This window comes from Solimonas flava DSM 18980, assembly GCF_000426685.1.
GTDB classification, from domain to species: domain Bacteria; phylum Pseudomonadota; class Gammaproteobacteria; order Nevskiales; family Nevskiaceae; genus Solimonas; species Solimonas flava.
This window is the reverse complement of sequence record NZ_AUFV01000003.1, coordinates 43,450-64,120: the sequence shown is the minus strand read 5'-3', so window position 1 is coordinate 64,120 and position 20,671 is coordinate 43,450. Positions and strand designations below refer to the sequence as shown.

The following is a 20,671-nucleotide window of genomic DNA, read 5'->3' as shown; positions in this document are numbered from 1 at the left end:
ATGCATCACGCCTTCAAGCTCGGCGACGCCGAGCACAACGTCGCGCTGTCGCGCTCGGCGCAGGCTTACCGCCTGCATATCGGTGATGCGGTGCTCGACGTCGATCTCGCCGTCGGCGCCGACGGCCGCGCCTGGCTGACGCTCGGCGAGCGCCATCTCGAAGTCGTCGTCGCGACACGCGGCGACGACGTGTTCGTGCACGTCGACGGCGAGGCCTACCAGCTGCGCTACCGGCATCCGCTCGACCGTCTTGCGGCGCAGGCCGGCGGCAGTGCCGACGATCACATCCGCGCGCCGATGCCGGGCAGCATCGTTCTGGTCTCGGTGGCGGCCGGCGACGCGGTGACGAAGGGCCAGACGCTGCTGGTCATGGAGAGCATGAAGATGGAGACGACCATCGCCGCGCCGCGCGACGGCGTGATCGCAACGGTGACGTACGAGAAGGGACAGACCTTCGATCGCGACGCGCTGCTGCTGAGTCTGGAAGCGCAGACGTAGGGCGGGTGCAAGCCGCCGTCCGCGATCAAGCGGGTTACGCCGCTTCGCCGCCAACCCGCCCTACGAGAGAAGACCCATGAAAAGAATCGAGAGCAAGCTCAACACCGCCTCGGCCGATTTCCAGGCGAACGCCGAGCACAATCGCCGACTCGCCGAGGAATTCCGCGAGAAGCAGGACAAGGTCCGCCATGCGCGGCCGCAGCGCGACATCGACCGCCTGCGCCAGCAGAACAAGCTCCTGGTGCGCGAGCGCCTGAAGCTGCTGCTCGATCCGGGCACGCCGTTCCTGGAGTTCTCGTCGCTGGCCGCCAACGAAGCCTACGACGGCGACGTGCCGGGCGCGGCCTGCGTGACCGGCATCGGCATCGTCTCGGGCCGCGAAGTCGTCATCAACGCCGGCGATGCGTCGGTCAAGGGCGGCGCCTGGTATCCGCTGACGGTGAAGAAGACCGTGCGCGCGCTCGACATCGCGATCGAGAACCGCCTGCCGGTCGTGCATCTCTGCGATTCCGCCGGCGGCTTTCTGCCGCTGCAGGCGGATCTGTTCGCCGACAAGTACATGGCCGGCCGCATCTTCCGCAACCAGTGCATGCTGTCGAAGATGGGCGTGCAGCAGGTGTCGGTCGTGCTCGGCCACTGCACCGCCGGCGGCGCCTACGTGCCGGGCCTGTCCGACTACAACGTCATCGTGCGCGGCACCGGTGCGATCTTCCTCGCCGGCCCGCCGCTGGTGAAGGCGGCGACCGGCGAAGATGTTTCCGTGGACGAACTCGGCGGCTGCGACATGCACACCAGCGTGTCCGGCACCGCCGACTATCCGGCCGGCTCGGAAGAGGAAGCGATTGCGATCGCGCGCGACATCGTCGCGCAGTTCAAGCGGCCGCAGAAATCGCTGATCGAATGGCAGGAGCCGGAAGCGCCGTACTACGACGGCCGCGAGCTGTACGGCATCCTGCCGCGCGACATCAAGGCGCAGTTCGACATGAAGGAAGTGATCGCACGCCTCGTCGACGGCTCGCGCTTCCACGAGTACCAGCCGAACTACGGCAAGACCCTGATCTGCGGCTACGCGCACCTGTGGGGCTACAAGATCGGCATCCTCGCCAACAACGGCGTGCTGTTCAACGACTCGGCGCTGAAGGGCGCGCACTTCATCGAACTGTGCAACCAGGGCCGCGTGCCGATCCTGTTCCTGCAGAACATCACCGGCTTCATGGTCGGCAGGGAATACGAGCGCCGCGGCATCACCAAGGATGGCGCCAAGATGATCATGGCGGTGAGCAACTGCGAGGTGCCGAAGTTCACCGTCATGTGCCACGGCTCCTTCGGCGCCGGCAACTACGGCATGAGCGGCCGCGCCTTCGACAGCCGCCTCCTGTTCAGCTGGCCGCAGTCGCAGACCTCGGTGATGGGCGCCGAGCAGGCGGCCAACACGCTCGCCGACGTCAAGATCCGCCAGCTCGCCAAGCAGGGCAAGAAGCTCAGCGAGGCCGACATCGCCGCGATCCGCGATCCGGTGCTCGGCGAGTTCAAGCGCAAGCAGAGCGCCTGGTACACGACCTCCGAGATCTGGGACGACGGCATGCTCGATCCGGTCGACACCCGCAACGCGCTCGGCATGTCGATCTCCGCGGCGCTCAACACGCCGATCGGCGATCCGCGCTACGGCGTGTTCCGCATGTAGCCGCGAAGTCTGCGCAAGGCGGCCACCTGTCCTGCCTTATAAAGACTTTATTGCCAAACTCTTTGTAAGGGAGCAATATCCCGGCTCTTATAAAGGGTTGGGGAAGGCCCATGGAGGCAGGTCGCCAAGGCCGCTATGTGACCTGCAATGGCGCGGGAGAGCCCTATCGCGCGTTCGTGCCGCCTCCCCTGCCGCCGCAACCGCCGCTGGCATTCGGCGGCGAGCTGATTGGCCTGCTGGAGGAGGCCAATCGACTGCTGGGCCGCCTCGACGGTCTGGCCACCGCCCTGCCCGACCCCCAGCTTCTCCTGTACCAGTACGTCCGCAAGGAAGCCGTGCTCTCCTCTCAAATCGAGGGGACGCAGTCGTCGCTATCCGACCTGCTGATCCACGAGATGGAGGAAGTGCCGGGCGTTCCGGAGGACGACGTCGAAGAGGTGTCCTGTTATGTCCGCGCGCTCAATCATGGCTTGGAGCGCCTGAACTCCTTGCCGCTCTCGCTACGTTTGCTCCGCGAGATCCATGCGGTGTTGCTATCGAGCGGGCGCGGCGCCACCAAGCAGCCTGGCGAATTCCGCCGTAGTCAGAACTGGCTGGGCGGTACCCGCCCCGGCAATGCGGAGTTCGTGCCGCCGCCACCCGAACAGCTGATGGATTGTCTCGGCCCGTTCGAAACCTTCCTGCACGATCCGCACACCCCGCCGCTGATCAAGGCTGCGTTGGCCCATGTGCAGTTCGAGACCATTCACCCCTTCCTGGATGGCAATGGTCGTCTCGGGCGCCTGCTCATCGCTTTGCTCTTGGTGGAGGCCAAGGTGCTGCAGTACCCGCTGCTCTATCTCAGTCTCCACTTCAAGGCCAATCGCCCCGAGTACTACGACCGCCTCGGCCGAGTGCGCACCCATGGGGACTGGGAGGGATGGCTGGCATTCTTCCTGCGTGGTGTCATTCATACGGCCCGCGAAGCCGCCGAAACCGCCCAGAAGATTCTCGCGCTGTTCGATGCGGATCGCGCTCGCATCGCCCAACTCGGCCGCCTTTCCGGGAGCGCGCTGCGTCTCCACGAACACTTGCGGCTGCGCGTGGTCAGCAGCGCCGGTGTCGCGGCAGAGAAGACGGGGGTCAATCGCAGCAGCACCGTAACGGCGCTGAACAAGCTGATCGAGTTGGGCATCGTCCGGGAACTCACCGGCTATCGCCGGAACCGCTTGTTCGCTTACGACGCCTATCTGGTGCTGCTGAGCCGCGACACTGAACCGCTTCCTCCATAAACCCAGCCATGCCCCTCACGCCCGAACAGTTCCACTGCAGCGGAATTCGAGCGTGTCATTGGGCTCATGCAGAACAAGAGAACGGAAGACGTGGAGATCATCGCCACGCTATTCGCGGTGTGGAACGATGCGCTTCTCGATGGGCGTGTGCCGACTGATGATGAGATGGTCGTCGAGGTAAGGGAAAACTGGCACATCGCCAAGGAACGCTTCAGCCCCGAAACACTGAAGCAATGGCTCGGCTGGATGCGGGAGCACGGCTTTGTGCCGAAGGGAAAACCACCGCGTACGGTTTTCCGGCAGGGAAAACTGAAACTCGGCGACTGATCTGCGGCCGAGGTGCGGGGCCGTCAGCGCGGCAGCGCGAGCGGCCGTGGATGAAGAGAGCCGCAGGCCCGATGGACGAGGCGCGTCGATGTAGTCCGGACTGCGGCCGTCACGTCGGCGGCGCAGCCGCCGCACCGTTTCAGGCCTGCGGCTTGATCTCGAGCAGCTGGTCGCCGGTCTGCACGATGGCGCGCTCGCCTTCCCAGAAGCCGATGTGCTGGCCGTCGCGGATCAGGCGCACGATGAGGCCGGGGCCGATCTCGCGCATCGGCCGGCCGACGTCGGCGCCCGTGGCGGGACGTTCGATCAGGCAGACGCGGCCGTCGGAGCGCATCAGGTCATCGATGTAGTCGCTGATGTGCGAGGAGCGCATCGAATCGGCCATCAGGTAGCCGCTGACGATCGAGGGCGCGATGATCGCGTCGGCGCCGGCCTGGCGGATCAGCTTGATGTTCTCTTCCTCGGCCACCGAGCAGATCACGCGCACGCTGCGGCTGAGCTGGCGCACCGTGAGCACGGCCAGCACCGCGGCATCGTCGCGCGGCAGGCAGATCAGCACGGCCTGGGCGTAGCCGACGCCGGCGTCCTGCAGATCCTGTTCGTGCGTGGCGTTGCCGAGCAGGCCGATGTAACCGCGCTTGGCGGCTTGCGCCAGACGGCCGGGGTCGATGTCGAGCACCAGCACCGAGGCCGGCGGCGTGCCGCGGGCGACGGCTTCCTGCGCGGCGGCTTCGCCGCTGTGGCCGTAGCCGCAGATGATCAGATGTCCGCGCAGGGTTTCTTGCAGTCGGCTCATGCGCCGGGCCTCCAGCCAGCGTTGCAGCACCAGCTCGTAGGCGGTGCCGAGGAAGATCAGCCAGATCACCAGGCGGATCGGCGTGACCAGCAGCGTATCGACGAGGCGCGCGCGCCGCGTCACCGGCACGATGTCGCCGTAGCCGACGGTCGAGACCGTCACCGCCGTGAAGTAGGCGACGTCGCCGAAGCTGATCTCGCCGTCGATCTGGTCGCGCAGGCCGTCGCGGTCGAACCAGAAGATCGCCATCACCAGCGCGACCAGCGCCGCCAGCAGCGCGATGCGCGCCAGCAGCATCTGGCCCGGCGAGCGGCTGGCGCGCACGAACAGGCGCGAGGACGGTCGCGGCGATGGAATTTTCATCGGCGGTCCGCCGGGCGGGCGGTGGGGGCCGGGATTCGGGCTGCGAACATGGGCGCGATGTTGCCCGCGCGTCGCCGGCTTGGCCAGCGCAGCAGGTCCGCCAGAGTCGCCGTGACGCGGCGCCCCTGCACAAGCGCGGGCGAATCCGGGACACTTGGGATCGCCGCGGCGGCACCGGGGGGTGCCGCGCGGTTTCCACTTTCAGGGCGCGTACATGAGCACAGCCTTTCCGTCAGGGCGGATGGGGCCCTATCAGCTCGTCGATCTGATCGGCGAGGGGGCAATGGGCCGGGTCTACCGGGCCCGGCAGGAATCGCCGCAGCGCGCGGTGGCGCTGAAACTGCCGCAGAGCGGCGCGGCGCGCGATGCGTTCCAGCGCTTCCGGCGCGAGATCGCGCTGCTGGCGACGCTGGAGCACCCGCACATCGCGCGCCTCTACGATGCCGGCGTCGCCGTCACCGAGCAGGGCGAGGTGCCGTATCTGGCGATGGAGCTGGTCGACGGCCAGCCGCTGACGAGCGCGACCGCCGGCTGGCCGCAGCGCCGCAAGCTGGAACTGCTCGCCAAGCTCGCGCGCGCCGTGCACTACGCGCACACGCGCGGCGTCGTGCACCGCGACCTCAAGCCGGCCAACGTGCTGGTGACGGCCGACGGCGAGCCGAAGATCCTCGACTTCGGCGTCGCCCGCGCGCGCGACGACGGCGAGGCGACGCAGCTGACCGGCATCGGCGAAATCCTCGGCACCCTGCCGTACATGGCCTGGGAGCAGCTGAGCGGCCAGGCCGGCCGCGCCGATCCGCGCGTCGATGTCTACGCGCTCGGCGTCATCGCCTACGAACTGCTCGGCGGACAGCGTCCGTATCCGGAGCTGCCGACGCACTCGGTGGCCGCCGCGCTCGAAGTGCTGCGCCAGGGCAAGCCGGCGCCGCTGCAGTCGATCGCCCCGGACTGCCGCGGCGATCTCAACACCATCGTCATGAAGGCGCTCGCCCAGGACCCGGCGGCGCGCTACGACTCGGCGCTGGCACTGGCCAGCGACATCGAGCGCTTCCTCGCCGACCTGCCGATCGAAGCGCGGCCGCCGACCACGCGCTACCTGCTGCGCATGTTCGTGCGCCGCCATCGCGCGCTGACGGTCGCGACCGCGCTCACGCTCGTCGCGCTGGTGGCGGCGGCGCTGGTGTCGACGGCCTTCGCGCTGCGTGAGCAGGCGGCTCGCCGTGTTGCCGAGGAACAGACCGCCGCGGTTGAGGCGACCAACCGCTTCCTCGAGGATCTGCTGTCGGCCGCCGATCCCGAGAAGGCGCAGGGCCAGCCGATGACGGTGCGGCAGATCATCGACCGCGCGCGCATCGGTCTCGAACAGCAGCACACGCTGCCGCCGTCGGCCGACGTGCTGGCCAGCGTCGCGCTGGCGATGAGCTACAGCCAGCTCGGCGACAACACGGCGGCGATGGCGCTGCTCGACGGCGCCGCGCAGCGCACCGCCGCCCAGGCGCTCAACGCGATGGCTGCCGCCAAGCTGCGTCTGGTGCGTGCGCAGGTGCAGACGCAGCTGCCCGACTGGGCCGGCGCGTTCGAGACGCTGCAGCCGCTGCTGACGGCGGAGCCGCCGTCCGAGCCCGGCCTGGCGCGCATCTGGATCGACGCGCGCGCGGTGGCCGCCAACACGCAGTTCGCGCAGGGTCATCTCGACAAGGCCGGCGCGTACATGGCCGGCCTCGGCGATCTGTCGGCGCGTCTGCTCGGTGCCGACGATGTCAGCACCTTCAGCGCGCGCGCCAACGAGATCACGCTGCTGTATCAGAACGGCAAGCTCGCCGAGGCGCGCGCCGCGCTCGACGAAATCCTGCCGCGCATGGACCGCAGCATCGGCGCGCTGCACGCGTACACGCTGATCATGCGCCAGCAGCAGGCCATCGTACTGCGCGATCTCGGCGAGCTGGACGCGGCGATCGCGACGATCACACAGGTCGCCGCCGACCGCGCCCGCGTGTTCGGGCCGACGCATGATTTCACGCTGGCGGCGCGGCGCCTGATGCTGCAGATGCTGCGCATGAAGGACCCGGCCTCGCCGGAGCTGTACCGGCTGACGCAGGAGACGGCCGAGCAGCTGCGTTCGCAATACGGCATCGATAATCGCGCGACGCAGCAGGCGCTCGACGATTACGCGCGCGCCGCGCTCGCGCAGGGCAGGGCGGAGCAGGCCGAGGCGCTGTATCGCGAGCTGCTCGCGACGCTGGCGCGGCTGAACTACGGCGACGACAACGAGACGCTGGCGCGCCGCCAGGGTTATGCCGAGCTGCTGCTGAAGACGCGGCGCGAGGCGCAGGCCGAACGCGAGTTCGCCAGCCTGCTGCCGCGCTCGATCGCCGCGCTCGGCGACGAGCACCCGCGCAGCTTCACGATCCGCGGCCTGCACGGCGAAGCGCTGCTGGCGCTCGGCCGCGATGCCGAGGCGCGCGCCGAGCTGGAGCGCGCGACGCAGCTCTGCGAGGCCAAGTTCGGCGCCGAGCATGTGCGCACGCGCGAGCTGCGCGCCAAGCTCGGGCAGGTGCGCGCCGTGCCGGCCGCGTCGTGAACGGCGGGGTGCTCGCGGCGCTGCTCGCCGCAGCGACCGCTGCAGCGACCGCCGCCGCCGTCGCCTTCGCGTACGGCCGCATCATGCGCCGCCGCCGCAGCCTGATCGCACAGGAGCAGAGCCTGCAGGCGCAGGCGGCCGCGGTCGCCGCCGAGCGCGAGCGCATCTATCGCGATCTGCACGACGATCTCGGCGCCAAGCTGCTGACGCTGGTGCACGGCGCCGCCGATCCGGCCCTCGCCGATCTGGCGCGCAGCGCGCTGCAGGATCTGCGCGACGTGGTCAGCCGCACGCGCGGCGAGCCGGGCACGCTGCAGATGGCGCTCGGCGAGATTCGCCGCGAGGCCGAGCAGCGCCTGGCCGCCGCCGGCGCGCGGCTGGCCTGGGAGGCCGCCGACGAGCTGCCCGATCCGGCGCTCGACGCCGCGCAGGCGCTGCATCTGTACCGCATCGTCCGCGAGGCGCTCAGCAATGCACTCCGGCACGCGCAGGCGCGCACCGTGCGCATCCGCGTGCGCCGCCACGGCGGCGCGCTTTATCTCGACATTACCGACGACGGCCCCGGCGTCGCCGAGCCGCCGGGGCAGGGTGTGCACGGCATGCGCCGCCGCGCCGAAGCGCTCGGCGGCGCGGTCGACTGGAGCAGCGGCACGGTCGGCGGCACCAAGGTCACGCTGCACTTCCCGCTGCCGGACGGCTGAGGCCGACCCTCCGCAGATAGGGACTGCTGCGCGGCTGTCCCCGTTTCGACAATCCCGACCGGTACTCCACGCGCCGGAACACGCCCGGCGCCGTCAGCCGAGGAAGGGAAGAAATGGATTCACGAGCGCACACATTCCGCGACCGCCGGGCGGCGATCCTGCCGCGCGCGGTTCGCGCCGGCACGCTGCTGCTGGCGATCGGTCTCGCCGCCTGCGGCGGCGACCACAACGACAGCGGCGAGCCCGAGCCGCCGAACCCGACGCAGAGCTATACGGTGAGCGCGACGGCCGGCGCCGGCGGGCAGATCGCGCCGGCGACGCGCACGGTCGATGCCGGCGCGACGGCGAGCTTCACGCTGACGCCGGACAGCGGCTATCACATCGACGCCGTCGGCGGCTGCGGCGGCAGCCTGGCCGGCAATACCTACACGACCGCGGCGGTCCATGCCGACTGCACGGTGACGGCGAGTTTCGCCGCCGATCCGGTCGCGGTGACGCACTCCGTCACCGGCGCGGCCGGCGCCGGCGGCCAGATCGCGCCGGCGACGCAGACGGTCGCCGACCGTGCGCGCGCGACGCTGACGCTGACGCCGGACAGCGGCTTTCACATCGCGTCCGTCGCCGGTTGCGGCGGCACGCTCGACGGCAGCGTCTACACCACCGGCGAAGTGACCGCCGACTGCACGGTGACGGCGAGCTTCGCGGCCGATGCGGTCGTGCGGCGCTACACGGTGACCGGCGCCGCCGGCGCCGGCGGCCGCATCGCGCCGGCCAGCCAGACGGTGGACGAAGGCGCGCGCGCGACGCTGACGGTGACGCCGGACAGCGGCTATCACATCGACGTCGTCAGCGGCTGCGGCGGCGCCCTCAGCGGTTCGACCTACACCACCGGCGCGGTCGCCGCGAACTGCACCGTGACGGCGAGCTTCGCGCTCGATGCCCCGGCCCCGGCGGCGCGCAAGCTCAACGACACCGGCATCGTCTATTGCGCGCGCGACGGTCGCAACGACGGCGACAACCGCATCGAGTGCAGCGATCCGACGGCGCTGACGCCGGCCGCGCAGGACGTGATGCAGGGCCGCGATGCGCAGGCTGCGCTCGGCACGCTGACCAAGATCGGCGCCAGCACGCCCAATGCCGGCACCAAGCCGAACGGCTTCGACTTCACCAAGATCGGCAAGAACGGCGAAACGCTGCCGGCCGACGCCACGTTCTGGTACTGCGTGCGCGACAACGTCACCGGCCTGATCTGGGAGAACAAGACCGACGACGACGATCCGAACCGGCCGTCGGACATCAGCAACCTCGACCCGGGCCTCCACGACAAGGACTGGACCTACAGCTGGTACGACAGCGATCCGGACCGCTCCGGCAACGGCGGCACGGCCGGCACCGAGAACGGCGGCGTCTGCGGCGTCAGCGGCCACTGCGATACCGAGAAACTGATCGCCGACGTCAATGCCATCGGCTGGTGCGGGGCGAACGACTGGCGCCTGCCGAATCTCGATGAGCTGCAGGGCATCGCCGATCGCGGTCGCCAGTTCGGGACACGCCCCGAGACCGGCATGGCGATCGATCCGGGCTACTTCGCGCACACCCAGTACTACCAGCTGAACGGCTACTGGTCGGCGACGCCGGCGGTGGCGACCGACAAGGCCTGGGCGGTGAACTTCGCCGACGGCTCGCGCGATCCGGCCCTGAAGCGCCGTGCCTACGCCGTGCGCCTCGTGCGCGAGCCGGAATCGACCCCGCGCTGATGCCGGCGCCCCGGCCGCCACGCGGCGGCTGGGGCGCTGCCCCGACCCGATTCGCACTTTCTGGAGTGAACCCGATGTCCCTTTCGATCCGCTGCTCCACCGCCGCCGCCGGCCTGCTGCTCGGCGTCGGCCTCATCGACACCGTGCTCGCCGCGCAGGCCTGCAACCCGGGCCTGACGCCGGTGCGTCCGGACAGCCAGTACCGCGTCAGCGGCGACGGCAAGGAAGTCACCGATCTGGCGACCGGCCTGGTCTGGCGACGCTGCCTCGCCGGCATGAGCTGGAACGCCGATCAGAACGCCTGCACCGGCACGCCGTCGGCGCTGACCTGGAGTGGCGCGCTCGCCTACGCCGCCGGCGAAGGTGGCGGCTGGCGCCTGCCCAATATCAGCGAGCTGACGACGCTGGCCGAGCCGTCCTGCGAGCGGCCGGCGATCAATCTCGCGATCTTCCCCGGCACGCCGATGTACCCGTCGGCGTCCTACGCGCTCAGTTCGTCGCAGCACGCCGACAGCGACGGTGACGTCTGGCGCATGGACTTCAACTCCGGCGCCGACGAAGGCACCACCAAGGCGGCGCCCAACTCCGTGCGCCTGGTGCGCGCGTCGGCGCCCTGAGGCTCAGAGCCGGCCGACGAGTCCGCGCCGGCTCGCTTCGAGCGTCGCCTCGGCGCGCGAAGTCACGGCGAGCTTGCGGTAGACGGTCTTGATGTAGGTCGCCGCCGTCGAACGCGTGACGCCGAGCGATTGCGCGACGTCGGGCAGGTGGTAGCCCTTGGCGATCAGGATCAGGGTCTCGCGTTCGCGCGGGCTCAGCTCCTGCTCGTCGTTCGAGACCGGCGGCGCCTCGAACACGCGCAGCAGGCGCCGCGCGATGCTCGGCGACAGCGGCGGTTCGCCGCGCAGGATGCCGCGCAGCGCCTCGCTCATGCGCGCCGCCGGCTCGTCCTTGAGCAGGTAGCCGCGCGCGCCGGCGCGCAGCGCCGGAAAGAGGTGGGCATCGTCGTCGTAGATCGTGGCGACGACGGTGCCGCAGGCCGGGCACCGCCGGCGCAGCGCTTCGAGCACGTCGACGCCGCTGCCGTCCGGCAGGTCGAGGTCGATCAACGCCAGGTCCGGCGCGTAGCCGCCGGCCAGCCGCTGCAGCGCGGCGCCGATGCGCGCGTCGCTGGCGACGGTGGCGTCGGCGTAGGCCGTGCGCGCGGCGGCCGCCAGCGCCTGCGCCGCGGCCGGGTGGTCTTCGACGATCCAGATGTTGTTCAAGCCAAGGTCCCCCGGCCGTGCGTCGCCGGCCGTGCGCGTTCTGCGTGCGCGCCCGGCCCCGCCGTCCGGCGTCCCTGTGCTCCGTGCGCGCCGGCGAGTATATCGGGGCGATGCCGGGGAGATGGGCATGGAGCGCGCCGGCGCCGGGCCCGGAGACGGCCGGCGGCGAAGCGACGAATGTCGCAATCGAATATAGTATTACGACATTTGACGTCACGGGTTCGCAATGAGACTGGTCCCGATCGGCATCGACGCCGCGCCGGCCGCGCCGGCCGCGCCGGAACGCAAGGACGACGACTGGGCGGCGCGCCGCAACGCGGTCGGCCTGCGCCAGGTGCTGTCGATCGCGCAGGGCTGGCAGCTCGGCCATGCCGAGCTGGCGCGCCTGCTCGGCACCACGCCGCGCACCGTGCAGCGCTGGCGCGCGCAGGCCGACGGCGGCCGCCTCGAGCTGTCGGCCGACGCGGTCGAACGGCTCAGCTACCTGCTCGGCATCCACAAGGCGCTGATGATCCTGCTGCCGACGCCGGACAACCAGCGCCACTGGCTGCGCCACGCCAACGCCGACGCGCTGTTCGGCGGCCAGGCGCCGCTGGCGCGCCTGCTGTCCGGCCAGGTCGCCGACCTGTACGTGGTGCGCCGCTACCTCGACGGCGCGCGCGGCTGAAGGCCGATGAGCGACGACTACGGGCCGCTGCGCAGCCGCAGCGTCGACAGCGCGGTGCATCGCATCGTGCCGAGCCGCTATCCGGCGGTGTCGCTGTTCGACGTCGCGCGCAACGACGAGGAGCTGCAGATGCTGGCCGAGCTTGAAGGGCTGACCAACGAGCGCCTGCGCCACGAGAGCGGCGCGATCCAGCGTCTCGGGCCCGGCGAGTCGGTTTACGGGCCGGGCTGCACGCCGATCATGGCGGCCTTCTGCCATCCGTCGCCGTCGCGCTTCACCGACGGCAGCTTCGGCCTCTACTACGCGGCCTGCCGCGTCGAGACCGCGATCGCCGAGACGCGCTACCACCGCGAGCGCTTCCTGCGCGATGCGGCAATGCCGCGCGAGGTGCTGGAGATGCGCTGCTATACGACGACGCTGGCGCAGCCGATGACGCTGCTGCCCGGCGACGCGCGGCGCGCCGCGATCCTGCACCCGGACGACTACGGCGCCGGCCAGCGCTTCGGCGCGGCACTGCGCGCGCGCGGCGCCTGGGGCCTCTACTACAACAGCGTGCGCGACGTCCCGGACGGGCGCTGTGTCGCGGTGCTGCGGCCGCGCGCGTTGCAGCCGGTGACGCAGACCCGCCATTACCGCTACTTCTGGGACGGCGCGCGCATCGCCGAGATCGAACCCTACGAGCGTCTGCGCGTGAGCTGAGCGCAGCGCGCGGCTCTCGTCCGATCCGGGGAGGAGCGGCGCGCCGCCGCCGGCCATAGTCGCGGCGGGGACGGCCGCGCCGCCGCGCGGCGGCCGAAGCGTAGCGCCGCGAAGGCCGCAACCGGGGAAGCGCCATGTCGTCGATCGAACTGTTCTACGCCGGCCTCGGCCTGCTGTCGGTGGCGCTGATCGTCTGGCTGAGCCGCGACCTGTTCCGCCGCGGCGGGCCGGCCGGTGGCGCCTCGGCGCTCGAATGGGCCTGCTGGCTGACCGCGGTGCCGGCGCTGCTGATCGGCTGGTATTTCAACATCGCCTACATGCGCGAGTACGGCGCCGCGGCCGGCTGGTGGCACTGGACCACGCTGCTGTTCGTGAACCCGGCGTCGGCGTCCGGCGGCCAGGACCTGATCATCGCCAACCTGATCCTGTTTCCGCTGTGGACGATCGTCGACGGCCGCCGCCTCGGCATGCGCGCGCCGTGGCTGTACTTTCCGATGAGCCTCTTGACCAGCTACGCGTTCGCGATCGCCCTGTTCATGGCGGTGCGCGAGCGCCAGCGCCGCGCCAACGCCGCCGCCGGCCGTGGACAGTGAGGGCCGCGCACAGGCACGCTGCGGGCATGGGAAAGCCAGAACCTGAAACGGGGGCCGTGCGCCTCGACCCGCCGCACGCCGCTCTGCCGGTGAGCGAAACCGGCACGCCGCCGCTGAAGGACATCGTCATCAGCCGCCGCAGCCGCTTCTTCGTCTGGCTGATGCGCCGCCTGATGCGGCCGTGGCTGGCGTGGATGCTGCGCGGCAACAAGGAACGCATCGCGCGCATGCAGCTGCTGGTCGCCGCGCAGGTCTGCCGCGACAGCAGCGGCCTGGCGGTCGACTACCAGGTGATCGGTGCGCCGGACCGCGGCGTGCCGGGCCATGTGGTCGGCGATCTGGCGCAGACGCAGCAGCCGGTGCTGCTGTGGCTGCACGGCGGCGCCTTCGTGCTGCCGGCCTCGCCCGACACGCACGTGCGCCTGGTCGCGCGCCTGTGCCGCAGGCTCGACGCGGCCGGCTTCCTGCCCGACTACCGGCTGGCGCCGTACAACCGCTACCCGGCCGCGCTCGACGACTGCGAGCGCGCCTACCGCGCGCTGCTCGACCTCGGCTTTCCTGCTTCGCGCATCGTGCTGGCCGGCGAGTCGGCCGGCGGCAATCTCGTGCTCGGTCTGCTGCAGCGCATCCGCCGCCACGGCTGGCCGATGCCGGCCTGTGCGATCCCGGTGTCGCCGGCGACCGAGCTGGGCCGCGTGCACGGTCCGCCGTCGCGGCCGCTGCGCGCGCGCCGCGATCCGATCCTGCCGATCGCGGCGCTGCAGCGTGTCGACGATCTCTACGCCGGCGGCTGTGACGCCAGCGATCCGGAACTGTCGCCGCTGTACGCCGACTGCCGCGGCTTCCCGCCGCTGTATCTGCTGGCCAGTGACGCCGAGGTGCTGCTCGACGACACCGTGCTGTTCGCGCGCCGCGCGCGCGCCGCCGGCGTCGAGGTGCAGGTCGATATCTGGCCGGTCTTGCCGCACGCCTTTCCGCTGTTCGGCATGCTGTTCCCCGAAGTGCGCCGGGCGCGCGAGGACATGGTCGCCTTCGCCCGCCGCTGGCTGTGAGCGGCCGGCGAGCGGACTGTCACGTTTCCGGTACAAACGCAGGAGTCCGGCGCCCCGGGGGCGGCGCTACACTGCGGGGCGCGGCGCCATCCGGCCCGCGTGCATCGAGATGGCCGCAGAGACGGCCCGAGGAGATTTCCCCAATGGCTGCTTACGCCGACGTATACCGCCGCTCGCTGGCCGAGCCCGAAGCGTTCTGGGCCGAACAGGCCGAGGCCCTGCGCTGGACGAAGAAGTGGGAGCGCGTGCTCGACGACGCGAACCCGCCGCTCTACCGCTGGTTCGCCGGCGGCGAGCTGAACACCTGCTACAACGCGCTCGACCGCTGGGTCGACGAAGGCCGCGGCGATCAGGCCGCGCTGATCTACGACAGCCCGGTCACGCAGACCGTCGCGCAGTACACCTACCGCGAGCTGCGCGACCGCGTCGCCGCCTTCGCCGGCGCGCTGCGCGCGCAGGGCGTCGGCCGCGGCGATCGCGTCATCGTCTACATGCCGATGGTGCCGGAGGCGGCGATCGCGATGCTGGCCTGCGCGCGCATCGGTGCCGTGCATTCGGTGGTGTTCGGCGGCTTCGCCGCGCCGGAGCTGGCCAAGCGCATCGACGATGCGCAGCCGGTGCTGGTGGTATCGGCGTCCTGCGGCATCGAGCCGGGCCGCCTGGTCGAATACAAGCCGCTGCTCGATCACGCGCTGGCGCTGGCGACGCACAAGGTCGCGCGCACCATCGTTCTGCAGCGGCCGCAGTGCCGCGCGACGCTGCAGGCCGGCCGCGATCTCGACTGGCACGAGGCGGTCGCCGCGGCGACGCCGGCCGAGTGCGTGCCGGTCGCCGCCACCGATCCGCTGTACGTGCTCTACACCTCGGGCACCACCGGCAAGCCCAAGGGCGTGGTGCGCGACAACGGCGGTCACGCGGTGGCGCTGCGCTACTCGATGAAGGTGGTTTACGACTGCGATCCGGGCGACGTGTTCTGGGCCGCCTCGGACGTCGGCTGGGTGGTCGGCCATTCGTACATCGTCTACGGCCCGCTGCTCGCCGGCTGCACGACGATCCTCTACGAAGGCAAGCCGGTCGGCACGCCCGACGCCGGCGCGTTCTGGCGCGTCATCAGCCAGCATCGCGTCAAGAATTTCTTCACCGCGCCGACCGCGTTTCGCGCGATCAAGAAGGAAGATCCGCACGGCGCGCTGCTGAAGCAGTACGACCTGTCGGGCTTCAAGACGCTGTATCTGGCCGGCGAGCGCTGCGATCCGGACACGATCGAATGGGCGCGCGCCCAGCTCCAGGTGCCGGTGATCGACAACTGGTGGCAGACCGAACTCGGCTGGCCGGCGATCGCCAACCCGGTCGGCATCGAGACGCTGCCGGTGAAGCCCGGCTCGGCGGCGGTGCCGGTGCCCGGCTTCGACGTGCGCATTCTCGACATCGACGGCAAGCCTGCCGCCACCGGCGAGATCGGCAACCTCGTCATCAAGCTGCCGCTGCCGCCGGGCACGCTGCCGACGCTGTGGCACAACGAGCAGGGCTATATCGACAACTATCTGTCGCACTATCCCGGCTACTACCTCGCCGGCGACGCCGGCTACGTCGACGAGGACGGCTACTTCTGGGTGATGTCGCGCATCGACGACATCATCAACGTCGCCGGCCACCGGCTGTCGACCGGCTCGATGGAGGAAGTGCTGGCCTCGCATCCGGACGTCGCCGAATGCGCGGTGATCGGCGCCGCCGACGCCCTCAAGGGGCAGGTGCCGGTTGGCCTGGTGGTGCTCAAGGCCGGCGTCGAGAAGTCCGCCGAGCAGCTGTCGGTCGAACTCGTCGCCCGCGTGCGCGAGCAGATCGGCGCGGTTGCCGCATTCAAGCAGGTCGCGATCGTCGCGCGCCTGCCGAAGACGCGTTCCGGCAAGGTGCTGCGCGCGACGATGCGCGCAATCGCCGACGAAAAGCCGTACACCGCGCCGGCGACGATCGATGATCCGCGCACGCTGGAGGAAATCAACGTCGTGCTGACCCGCATGCGCAACGCCGTGCGTTGAGCGCGGCGACGCCATGGGCGGGCGCGTCGAGGATTTCGTCGCCGGCCAGCGCTGGATCACGCGCGGCCGCACGATCGGCGAGGGTGACATCGTCCAGTTCGCCGGCCTGGCCGGCGACTGGACGCCGATTCACGTCGACGAGCACTTCGCGCGTGGCACCGTGCACGGCACGCGCATCGCGCACGGGCCGCTGACGATGGCGGTCGCGATCGGTCTGTTCACGCAGCTCGGCGTGCTCGGCGACGGCATCATCGGCCTGCTGCATCTGGACTGGAATTTCCGCGCGGCGGTGAAGATCGGCGACACCGTGCACGCCGAGGTCGCGCTGCTCGACGCGCGCCTGGCCTCGAAGCCGGGCACCGGCGTCGCGCGCTTCGCGTTCGACGTGCGCCGCGACGACGGCGTCGTCGTCCAGCAGGGCGCGATGACGGTGCTGATGCGCGCCCGCGGCACGGCGCAGCAGCGGGCCTGAAGCTGGACCCGGTTCAGGGCGCCAGCGGCTGCCAGGCGTAAGCGTCGCCGTCGCGGCGCACGTGGCCGAGGCCCGGGAAGGCGATATGCGCGGCGGCGATCCACTCGCCGTTCTTGGCGGCTTCGGCGAAGATCCTGGCGCGCGCCGCCTCGGCCTGCGCCGGCGTGCTGTCGAAGTGGATCGTCACCTTGGGATCGGCGAACTGCACGGCGCCGACGTGCACAGTGTCGCCCCAGACCAGCAGTGTCTGGCCGCGGCTCGTCACGCGGTACGCGGTGTGGCCGGCGGTGTGGCCGGCGAGGTCGACCGCGCGCATGCCGGGCAGCAGCGTCGCGCCCGGCTTGAAGGTCTGCACGCGGCCGCTCGCGCGGTACGGCGCCAGCGAGGCGGCGGCGCCGTCGAACGCGCCCTTGACGCTGTCGTCGACCTTGGGCTGGTTGGCGGTCTTGTCGAGCCAGAACGCCAGCTCGCGGTCTTCGGTGCGCACGATCGCTTTCGGGTAGACCGCCTGGCCGTCGTGCACGAGGCCGCCGACGTGGTCGGGATGCAAATGCGTCAGCCAGATTTCGTCGATCTGCTCGGGCGCGTAGCCGGCGGCGCGCAGCTGCGCCGGCACCTGGCCGAGACCCGACCCGAGCAGCGCGCCGCCGCCGGCGTCGATCAGCACGCGCTTGTCGCCGGTGTCGATCAGGAAGGCGTTGACCGCGCCGGGCACGGTGTTGCCGTAGCCGGCGCGGCCGAGCAGGGTCTTGACGATGCCCGGCCGGTCCTCGATCAGCAGCTGCGCGGCCGGCATCGTGAACGTGCCGTCGGACAGCGCGACGACGGTGTAGGCGCCGAGCTGCAGGCGCGCGAAACCGGGCGCGGCGGCGGGTTCGGCGGCGACGGTGATGGCGGGCAGGGCGGCGAGCAGGACGGCGACGGCGAGGCGCATGGCAGGACTCCGGCGACAGCGGCGAAGGTGAAGGAGCGGCCAGCTTGAACGTCGCCGCCCGGCGTTTCGAGCACCGGCGTGCGCGATCGCCGCAAGGCGCCGCGCATTTTCGCGCCGTGCGCGTTTCTCATGAGCTCGGCGTAAGCGGGCGCGCGGCGCGCCGGGTTAAAGTGTGGCGATGACTTCCGCGACACGATCCATCTTCATCACCGGCGGCGGCACCGGGCTCGGCGCCGCGGTCGCGCGCCGCCTGGCGGCGCCCGGCGTGCGCTTCGGTCTGGCCGGGCGCCGCGCCGAACCGCTCGCGGCGCTGGCCGCCGAGCTGCACGCGCAGGGCGCCGTGGCGCAGGCCTACCCGCTCGACGTCAGCGACGCCGCCGCGCTCGAAGCCGCGATCGACGACTTCGCGCCGGATGCGCTGGTCTGCAGCGCCGCGATCCTCGGCCGCGGCGACATCTGGACCGCGCTGACGCCGCAGCGCTTCGCCGAGGTGATGGCGATCAACGTCGGCGGCACCTTCAACGCGTGCCGCGCGGCGATGCGCCTGTGGCGCGCGCGCGGCAGCGGCGGCGACATCGTCAACGTCTCTTCGCTCGGCGGCCTGCGCGGCATGCAGCGCTTCGCCGGCTTCGGCGCGTACGCGACCTCCAAGCACGCCGTCGTCGGCCTCACCGAGGCGCTCGCGCTCGAAGGCAAGCCCTACGGCATTCGCGTCAACGCCGTCGCGCCGGGCACGATGGACACGGCGATGGTCGGCGAGCTCGGCATCCAGGCGTCGACGCAGCCGGACGACATCGCTCCGACCGTCACCTTCCTGCTCGACCGCGCGCAGTCCGGGCCGATCAGCGGCACCATCGTCGAGGTGCATTGCAATGACGACTGAGAAGCGCCCCATCGTCTATCTGACGCGGCGCGCGAGCTTCGCCGCCGCGCACCGCCTGTGGTCGGACGGCCTCAGCGCCGACGAGAACCGCGCGCTGTTCGGCCCCTGCGCGCGCGACCACGGCCACGGCCACAACTACGTGATCGAGCTGACGCTGCGCGGCGGCATCGACCCGAAGACCGGCGTCGTCGTCAATCTGACCGAGATGCGCGACGCGATCCAGGAACGCATCCTCGATCACGTCGACCACCGCAATCTCAACATCGACTCGCCGCTATGCCGCGGCATCAACCCGACCGCGGAAAACCTGGCGGTGGTGTTCTGGAACGCGCTGCAGCCGCGGTTCGGCGAGCTGATGTACGAGCTGACGCTGTACGAGACCGAAAAGAACTGGGTGCGCTACCGCGGCGAGTGACCGGCGCGGCGCCGAATTACTGCAAACGGTCGAAGCTCGGCGCCGCGCGCTTGCCGGACACTGGACGCCGAACCCTTTCATGCGCCGCGCGGCGGCACGGTCCTGAATCCATGAGCGACGCTGCTTCGACCTACGTCATCGTCGGTGCCGGCCAGGCCGGCGGCGAACTCGCCGCCGAGCTGCGCAAGCTCGGTTACGCCGGCCGCATCGTGCTGCTCGGCGAGGAGCCGCATATCCCGTACCGGCGGCCGCCGCTGTCCAAGGCCTATCTCGCCGGCGAGATCGCCGAGACCGGGCTGTACGTGATCCAGGAGGCGCAGCTCGCCAAGATCGGCGTCGAGTTCGTCGGCAACGCGCGCGTCGCCGCCATCGACCGCGCAGCGAAGACGGTACGGCTCGCCGACGGCCGCGCGTTCGCCTACGACAAGCTGGCGCTGACCACCGGCGGCCGCGCGCGCATGCTGACGCTGCCCGGCGCCGAGCGCCCGAACGTGCTGGCGCTGCGCACGATCGCCGACGTGCAGAAGCTCAAGCCGTACTGCCAGCCGGGCAAGCGCATCGTCATCATCGGCGGCGGCTTCATCGGCCTGGAGACCGCGGCGGTCGCCCGCAAGCTCGGCCTGCAGGTCACCGTGCTCGAAGGCCTGCCGCGCGTGCTCGCGCGCGTCACCGTGCCGGAGGTTTCGGCGTTCTTCGAGCGCGTGCACCGCGAGGCCGGCGTCGACCTGCGCACCGGCGTGCAGATCGAGGGCTTCGAAGGCGAGCCGGAAGTGACGCAGGTGGTGCTCGCCGGCGGCGAGAAGATTCCCGCCGACGTGGTCGTGGTCGGCATCGGCCTGACGCCGAACACCGAACTCGCCGAGGCCGCCGGCCTCGCCGTCGACAACGGCATCGTCGTCGACGAGCACGCGCAGACCTCGGACCCGGACATCGTCGCCGCCGGCGACTGCACCAACCACCCGAGCGAATTCCTCGGCCGCCGCGTGCGCCTGGAATCGGTGCAGAACGCGATGGAACAGGCGCGCAGCGCCGCGCGCACGATGGCCGGCAAGCCGGATCCGTATCGCGCGGTGCCGTGGTTCTGGTCCGACCAGTACGATCTCAAGCTGCAGATGGTCGGCCTGTCGTCCGGCTTCGATCGCTTCGTCGTGCGCGGCGATCTCGGCGGGCGCGCGTTCGCCGCGTTCTACCTGAAGGACGGCCGGCTGATCGCCGCCGACGCCGTCAGCCGGCCGCAGGATTTCATGTTCGCCAAGAAGTTGGTGGCGATGGCGGCGAGCGTCGATCCGGCGCAGCTCGCCGACGAGTCGGTGCCGCTGAAGAACCTCGTGCCCGCCTGAGGCCCTGCCGCGCATGCCCAAGATCGTTTTCGTGCAGCCCGACGGCCGTCGCCAGATCGTCGACGCGCCGGTCGGCCAGTCGCTGATGGAAGCGGCGACGCAGAATCTGGTGCCCGGCATCGTCGGCGAGTGCGGCGGCTCCTGCTCCTGCGCGACCTGCCACGTCTACATCGACGAGCCGTGGTTTTCGCAGCTCACGCCGGCCGACGAGATGGAGGCCGGCATGCTCGAAGGCGCGGTGGCGCCGGGGCCGCACAGCCGGCTCGGCTGCCAGGTGCCGGTGACCGACGCGCTCGACGGCCTCGTCGCGCACGTGCCGCCCGGCCAATGACGGCGC

21 protein-coding genes are annotated in these 20,671 nt (G+C 70.8%); 18 read left to right on the top strand and 3 right to left on the bottom strand.

Features of this window, described 5'->3' with window-relative positions:
- The 4 genes from K343_RS0105375 to K343_RS0105360 all read left to right on the top strand — a co-directional run bounded on the left by K343_RS0105375 (position 1) and on the right by K343_RS0105360 (position 3,780).
- Positions 1-498, top strand: a complete 498-nt coding sequence (locus K343_RS0105375; protein WP_028007174.1) for an acyl-CoA carboxylase biotin carboxyl carrier protein subunit — start codon at positions 1-3, stop codon at positions 496-498.
- Positions 499-574: 76 nt separating this feature from the next.
- Positions 575-2,182, top strand: coding sequence for an acyl-CoA carboxylase subunit beta (locus K343_RS0105370; protein ID WP_028007173.1), 1,608 nt, complete (start codon positions 575-577; stop codon positions 2,180-2,182).
- Positions 2,183-2,292: 110 nt separating this feature from the next.
- Positions 2,293-3,453, top strand: a complete 1,161-nt coding sequence (locus K343_RS0105365) for a Fic family protein (protein WP_028007172.1) — start codon at positions 2,293-2,295, stop codon at positions 3,451-3,453.
- A gap of 66 nt (positions 3,454-3,519) precedes the next feature.
- Positions 3,520-3,780, top strand: coding sequence for a hypothetical protein (locus K343_RS0105360; RefSeq protein WP_028007171.1), 261 nt, complete (start codon positions 3,520-3,522; stop codon positions 3,778-3,780).
- Positions 3,781-3,919: 139 nt separating this feature from the next.
- On the opposite strand, the gene K343_RS0105355 is transcribed toward K343_RS0105360, so the two are convergent.
- Positions 3,920-4,939 (bottom strand): potassium channel family protein, encoded by a 1,020-nt coding sequence (locus tag K343_RS0105355; protein WP_028007170.1) that lies wholly within the window; start codon positions 4,937-4,939, stop codon positions 3,920-3,922.
- A gap of 214 nt (positions 4,940-5,153) precedes the next feature.
- Here K343_RS0105355 and K343_RS0105350 point away from each other — a divergent pair, with 214 nt between their 5' ends.
- The 4 genes from K343_RS0105350 (at position 5,154) to K343_RS21090 (ending at position 10,595) form a co-directional block, all read left to right on the top strand.
- Positions 5,154-7,520 (top strand): serine/threonine-protein kinase, encoded by a 2,367-nt coding sequence (locus K343_RS0105350; RefSeq protein WP_084615710.1) that lies wholly within the window; start codon positions 5,154-5,156, stop codon positions 7,518-7,520.
- Complete coding sequence (locus K343_RS0105345; RefSeq protein WP_028007168.1) at positions 7,517-8,221, top strand: sensor histidine kinase; 705 nt, start codon at positions 7,517-7,519, stop codon at positions 8,219-8,221. The genes K343_RS0105350 and K343_RS0105345 overlap by 4 nt, the downstream gene beginning before the upstream one ends.
- Before the next feature lie 113 nt (positions 8,222-8,334).
- Positions 8,335-9,978 carry a DUF1566 domain-containing protein gene (locus K343_RS23265; protein ID WP_051277980.1) on the top strand — a complete coding sequence of 548 codons (1,644 nt, stop codon included), beginning with the start codon at positions 8,335-8,337 and terminating at the stop codon, positions 9,976-9,978.
- Between the two features lie 74 nt (positions 9,979-10,052).
- Positions 10,053-10,595, top strand: coding sequence for an Lcl C-terminal domain-containing protein (locus tag K343_RS21090; protein ID WP_051277979.1), 543 nt, complete (start codon positions 10,053-10,055; stop codon positions 10,593-10,595).
- A gap of 3 nt (positions 10,596-10,598) precedes the next feature.
- Here the strand turns inward: K343_RS21090 and K343_RS0105325 are convergent, their stop codons facing one another.
- Positions 10,599-11,240, bottom strand: coding sequence for a response regulator (locus tag K343_RS0105325; protein ID WP_028007167.1), 642 nt, complete (start codon positions 11,238-11,240; stop codon positions 10,599-10,601).
- Positions 11,241-11,466: 226 nt separating this feature from the next.
- Between K343_RS0105325 and K343_RS0105320 the strand changes: the two genes are divergently transcribed.
- The 6 genes from K343_RS0105320 (at position 11,467) to K343_RS0105295 (ending at position 16,762) form a co-directional block, all read left to right on the top strand.
- Positions 11,467-11,907 carry an antitoxin Xre-like helix-turn-helix domain-containing protein gene (locus K343_RS0105320; RefSeq protein ID WP_028007166.1) on the top strand — a complete coding sequence of 147 codons (441 nt, stop codon included), beginning with the start codon at positions 11,467-11,469 and terminating at the stop codon, positions 11,905-11,907.
- Positions 11,908-11,913: 6 nt separating this feature from the next.
- Positions 11,914-12,606 (top strand): RES family NAD+ phosphorylase, encoded by a 693-nt coding sequence (locus K343_RS0105315; protein WP_051277978.1) that lies wholly within the window; start codon positions 11,914-11,916, stop codon positions 12,604-12,606.
- Between the two features lie 134 nt (positions 12,607-12,740).
- Complete coding sequence (locus K343_RS0105310; RefSeq protein WP_028007164.1) at positions 12,741-13,199, top strand: DUF2834 domain-containing protein; 459 nt, start codon at positions 12,741-12,743, stop codon at positions 13,197-13,199.
- A gap of 56 nt (positions 13,200-13,255) precedes the next feature.
- Entirely contained in the window at positions 13,256-14,251 is a 996-nt protein-coding gene (locus tag K343_RS21085; protein WP_051277977.1) for an alpha/beta hydrolase, read from the top strand.
- Positions 14,252-14,394: 143 nt separating this feature from the next.
- On the top strand, positions 14,395-16,290 hold the full coding sequence (locus K343_RS0105300; protein ID WP_028007163.1) for a propionyl-CoA synthetase: 1,896 nt from the start codon (positions 14,395-14,397) through the stop codon (positions 16,288-16,290).
- Between the two features lie 13 nt (positions 16,291-16,303).
- Positions 16,304-16,762 carry a MaoC/PaaZ C-terminal domain-containing protein gene (locus K343_RS0105295; protein ID WP_028007162.1) on the top strand — a complete coding sequence of 153 codons (459 nt, stop codon included), beginning with the start codon at positions 16,304-16,306 and terminating at the stop codon, positions 16,760-16,762.
- Between the two features lie 13 nt (positions 16,763-16,775).
- Here K343_RS0105295 and K343_RS0105290 read toward each other — a convergent pair whose 3' ends face one another.
- On the bottom strand, positions 16,776-17,696 hold the full coding sequence (locus tag K343_RS0105290) for an MBL fold metallo-hydrolase (protein ID WP_051277976.1): 921 nt from the start codon (positions 17,694-17,696) through the stop codon (positions 16,776-16,778).
- Positions 17,697-17,874: 178 nt separating this feature from the next.
- Between K343_RS0105290 and K343_RS0105285 the strand changes: the two genes are divergently transcribed.
- From K343_RS0105285 to K343_RS0105270, 4 genes are all read left to right on the top strand, one after another.
- Positions 17,875-18,579 carry an SDR family NAD(P)-dependent oxidoreductase gene (locus tag K343_RS0105285; RefSeq protein ID WP_028007160.1) on the top strand — a complete coding sequence of 235 codons (705 nt, stop codon included), beginning with the start codon at positions 17,875-17,877 and terminating at the stop codon, positions 18,577-18,579.
- A complete protein-coding gene (locus K343_RS0105280; RefSeq protein WP_020648042.1) occupies positions 18,569-18,994 on the top strand; it encodes a 6-carboxytetrahydropterin synthase in 426 nt (141 codons plus the stop codon). The genes K343_RS0105285 and K343_RS0105280 overlap by 11 nt, the downstream gene beginning before the upstream one ends.
- A gap of 110 nt (positions 18,995-19,104) precedes the next feature.
- Entirely contained in the window at positions 19,105-20,334 is a 1,230-nt protein-coding gene (locus K343_RS0105275; RefSeq protein ID WP_028007159.1) for an NAD(P)/FAD-dependent oxidoreductase, read from the top strand.
- A 13-nt stretch (positions 20,335-20,347) separates the two neighbouring features.
- Positions 20,348-20,665, top strand: a complete 318-nt coding sequence (locus K343_RS0105270; protein WP_028007158.1) for a 2Fe-2S iron-sulfur cluster-binding protein — start codon at positions 20,348-20,350, stop codon at positions 20,663-20,665.
- Positions 20,666-20,671: the final 6 nt, after the last annotated feature.

What these genes read in the sequence shown, in the direction of transcription:
- K343_RS0105375 (WP_028007174.1), top strand. Translation starts at nt 1, where the DNA reads ATGCATCACGCCTTCAAGCTCGGCGACGCCGAGCACAACGTCGCGCTG.
- K343_RS0105370 (WP_028007173.1), top strand. Translation starts at nt 575, where the DNA reads ATGAAAAGAATCGAGAGCAAGCTCAACACCGCCTCGGCCGATTTCCAG.
- K343_RS0105365 (WP_028007172.1), top strand. Translation starts at nt 2,293, where the DNA reads ATGGAGGCAGGTCGCCAAGGCCGCTATGTGACCTGCAATGGCGCGGGA.
- K343_RS0105360 (WP_028007171.1), top strand. Translation starts at nt 3,520, where the DNA reads ATGCAGAACAAGAGAACGGAAGACGTGGAGATCATCGCCACGCTATTC.
- K343_RS0105355 (WP_028007170.1), bottom strand. Translation starts at nt 4,939, where the DNA reads ATGAAAATTCCATCGCCGCGACCGTCCTCGCGCCTGTTCGTGCGCGCC.
- K343_RS0105350 (WP_084615710.1), top strand. Translation starts at nt 5,154, where the DNA reads ATGAGCACAGCCTTTCCGTCAGGGCGGATGGGGCCCTATCAGCTCGTC.
- K343_RS23265 (WP_051277980.1), top strand. Translation starts at nt 8,335, where the DNA reads ATGGATTCACGAGCGCACACATTCCGCGACCGCCGGGCGGCGATCCTG.
- K343_RS21090 (WP_051277979.1), top strand. Translation starts at nt 10,053, where the DNA reads ATGTCCCTTTCGATCCGCTGCTCCACCGCCGCCGCCGGCCTGCTGCTC.
- K343_RS0105320 (WP_028007166.1), top strand. Translation starts at nt 11,467, where the DNA reads ATGAGACTGGTCCCGATCGGCATCGACGCCGCGCCGGCCGCGCCGGCC.
- K343_RS0105315 (WP_051277978.1), top strand. Translation starts at nt 11,914, where the DNA reads ATGAGCGACGACTACGGGCCGCTGCGCAGCCGCAGCGTCGACAGCGCG.
- K343_RS0105310 (WP_028007164.1), top strand. Translation starts at nt 12,741, where the DNA reads ATGTCGTCGATCGAACTGTTCTACGCCGGCCTCGGCCTGCTGTCGGTG.
- K343_RS0105300 (WP_028007163.1), top strand. Translation starts at nt 14,395, where the DNA reads ATGGCTGCTTACGCCGACGTATACCGCCGCTCGCTGGCCGAGCCCGAA.
- K343_RS0105295 (WP_028007162.1), top strand. Translation starts at nt 16,304, where the DNA reads ATGGGCGGGCGCGTCGAGGATTTCGTCGCCGGCCAGCGCTGGATCACG.
- K343_RS0105290 (WP_051277976.1), bottom strand. Translation starts at nt 17,696, where the DNA reads ATGCGCCTCGCCGTCGCCGTCCTGCTCGCCGCCCTGCCCGCCATCACC.
- K343_RS0105285 (WP_028007160.1), top strand. Translation starts at nt 17,875, where the DNA reads ATGACTTCCGCGACACGATCCATCTTCATCACCGGCGGCGGCACCGGG.
- K343_RS0105280 (WP_020648042.1), top strand. Translation starts at nt 18,569, where the DNA reads ATGACGACTGAGAAGCGCCCCATCGTCTATCTGACGCGGCGCGCGAGC.
- K343_RS0105275 (WP_028007159.1), top strand. Translation starts at nt 19,105, where the DNA reads ATGAGCGACGCTGCTTCGACCTACGTCATCGTCGGTGCCGGCCAGGCC.
- K343_RS0105270 (WP_028007158.1), top strand. Translation starts at nt 20,348, where the DNA reads ATGCCCAAGATCGTTTTCGTGCAGCCCGACGGCCGTCGCCAGATCGTC.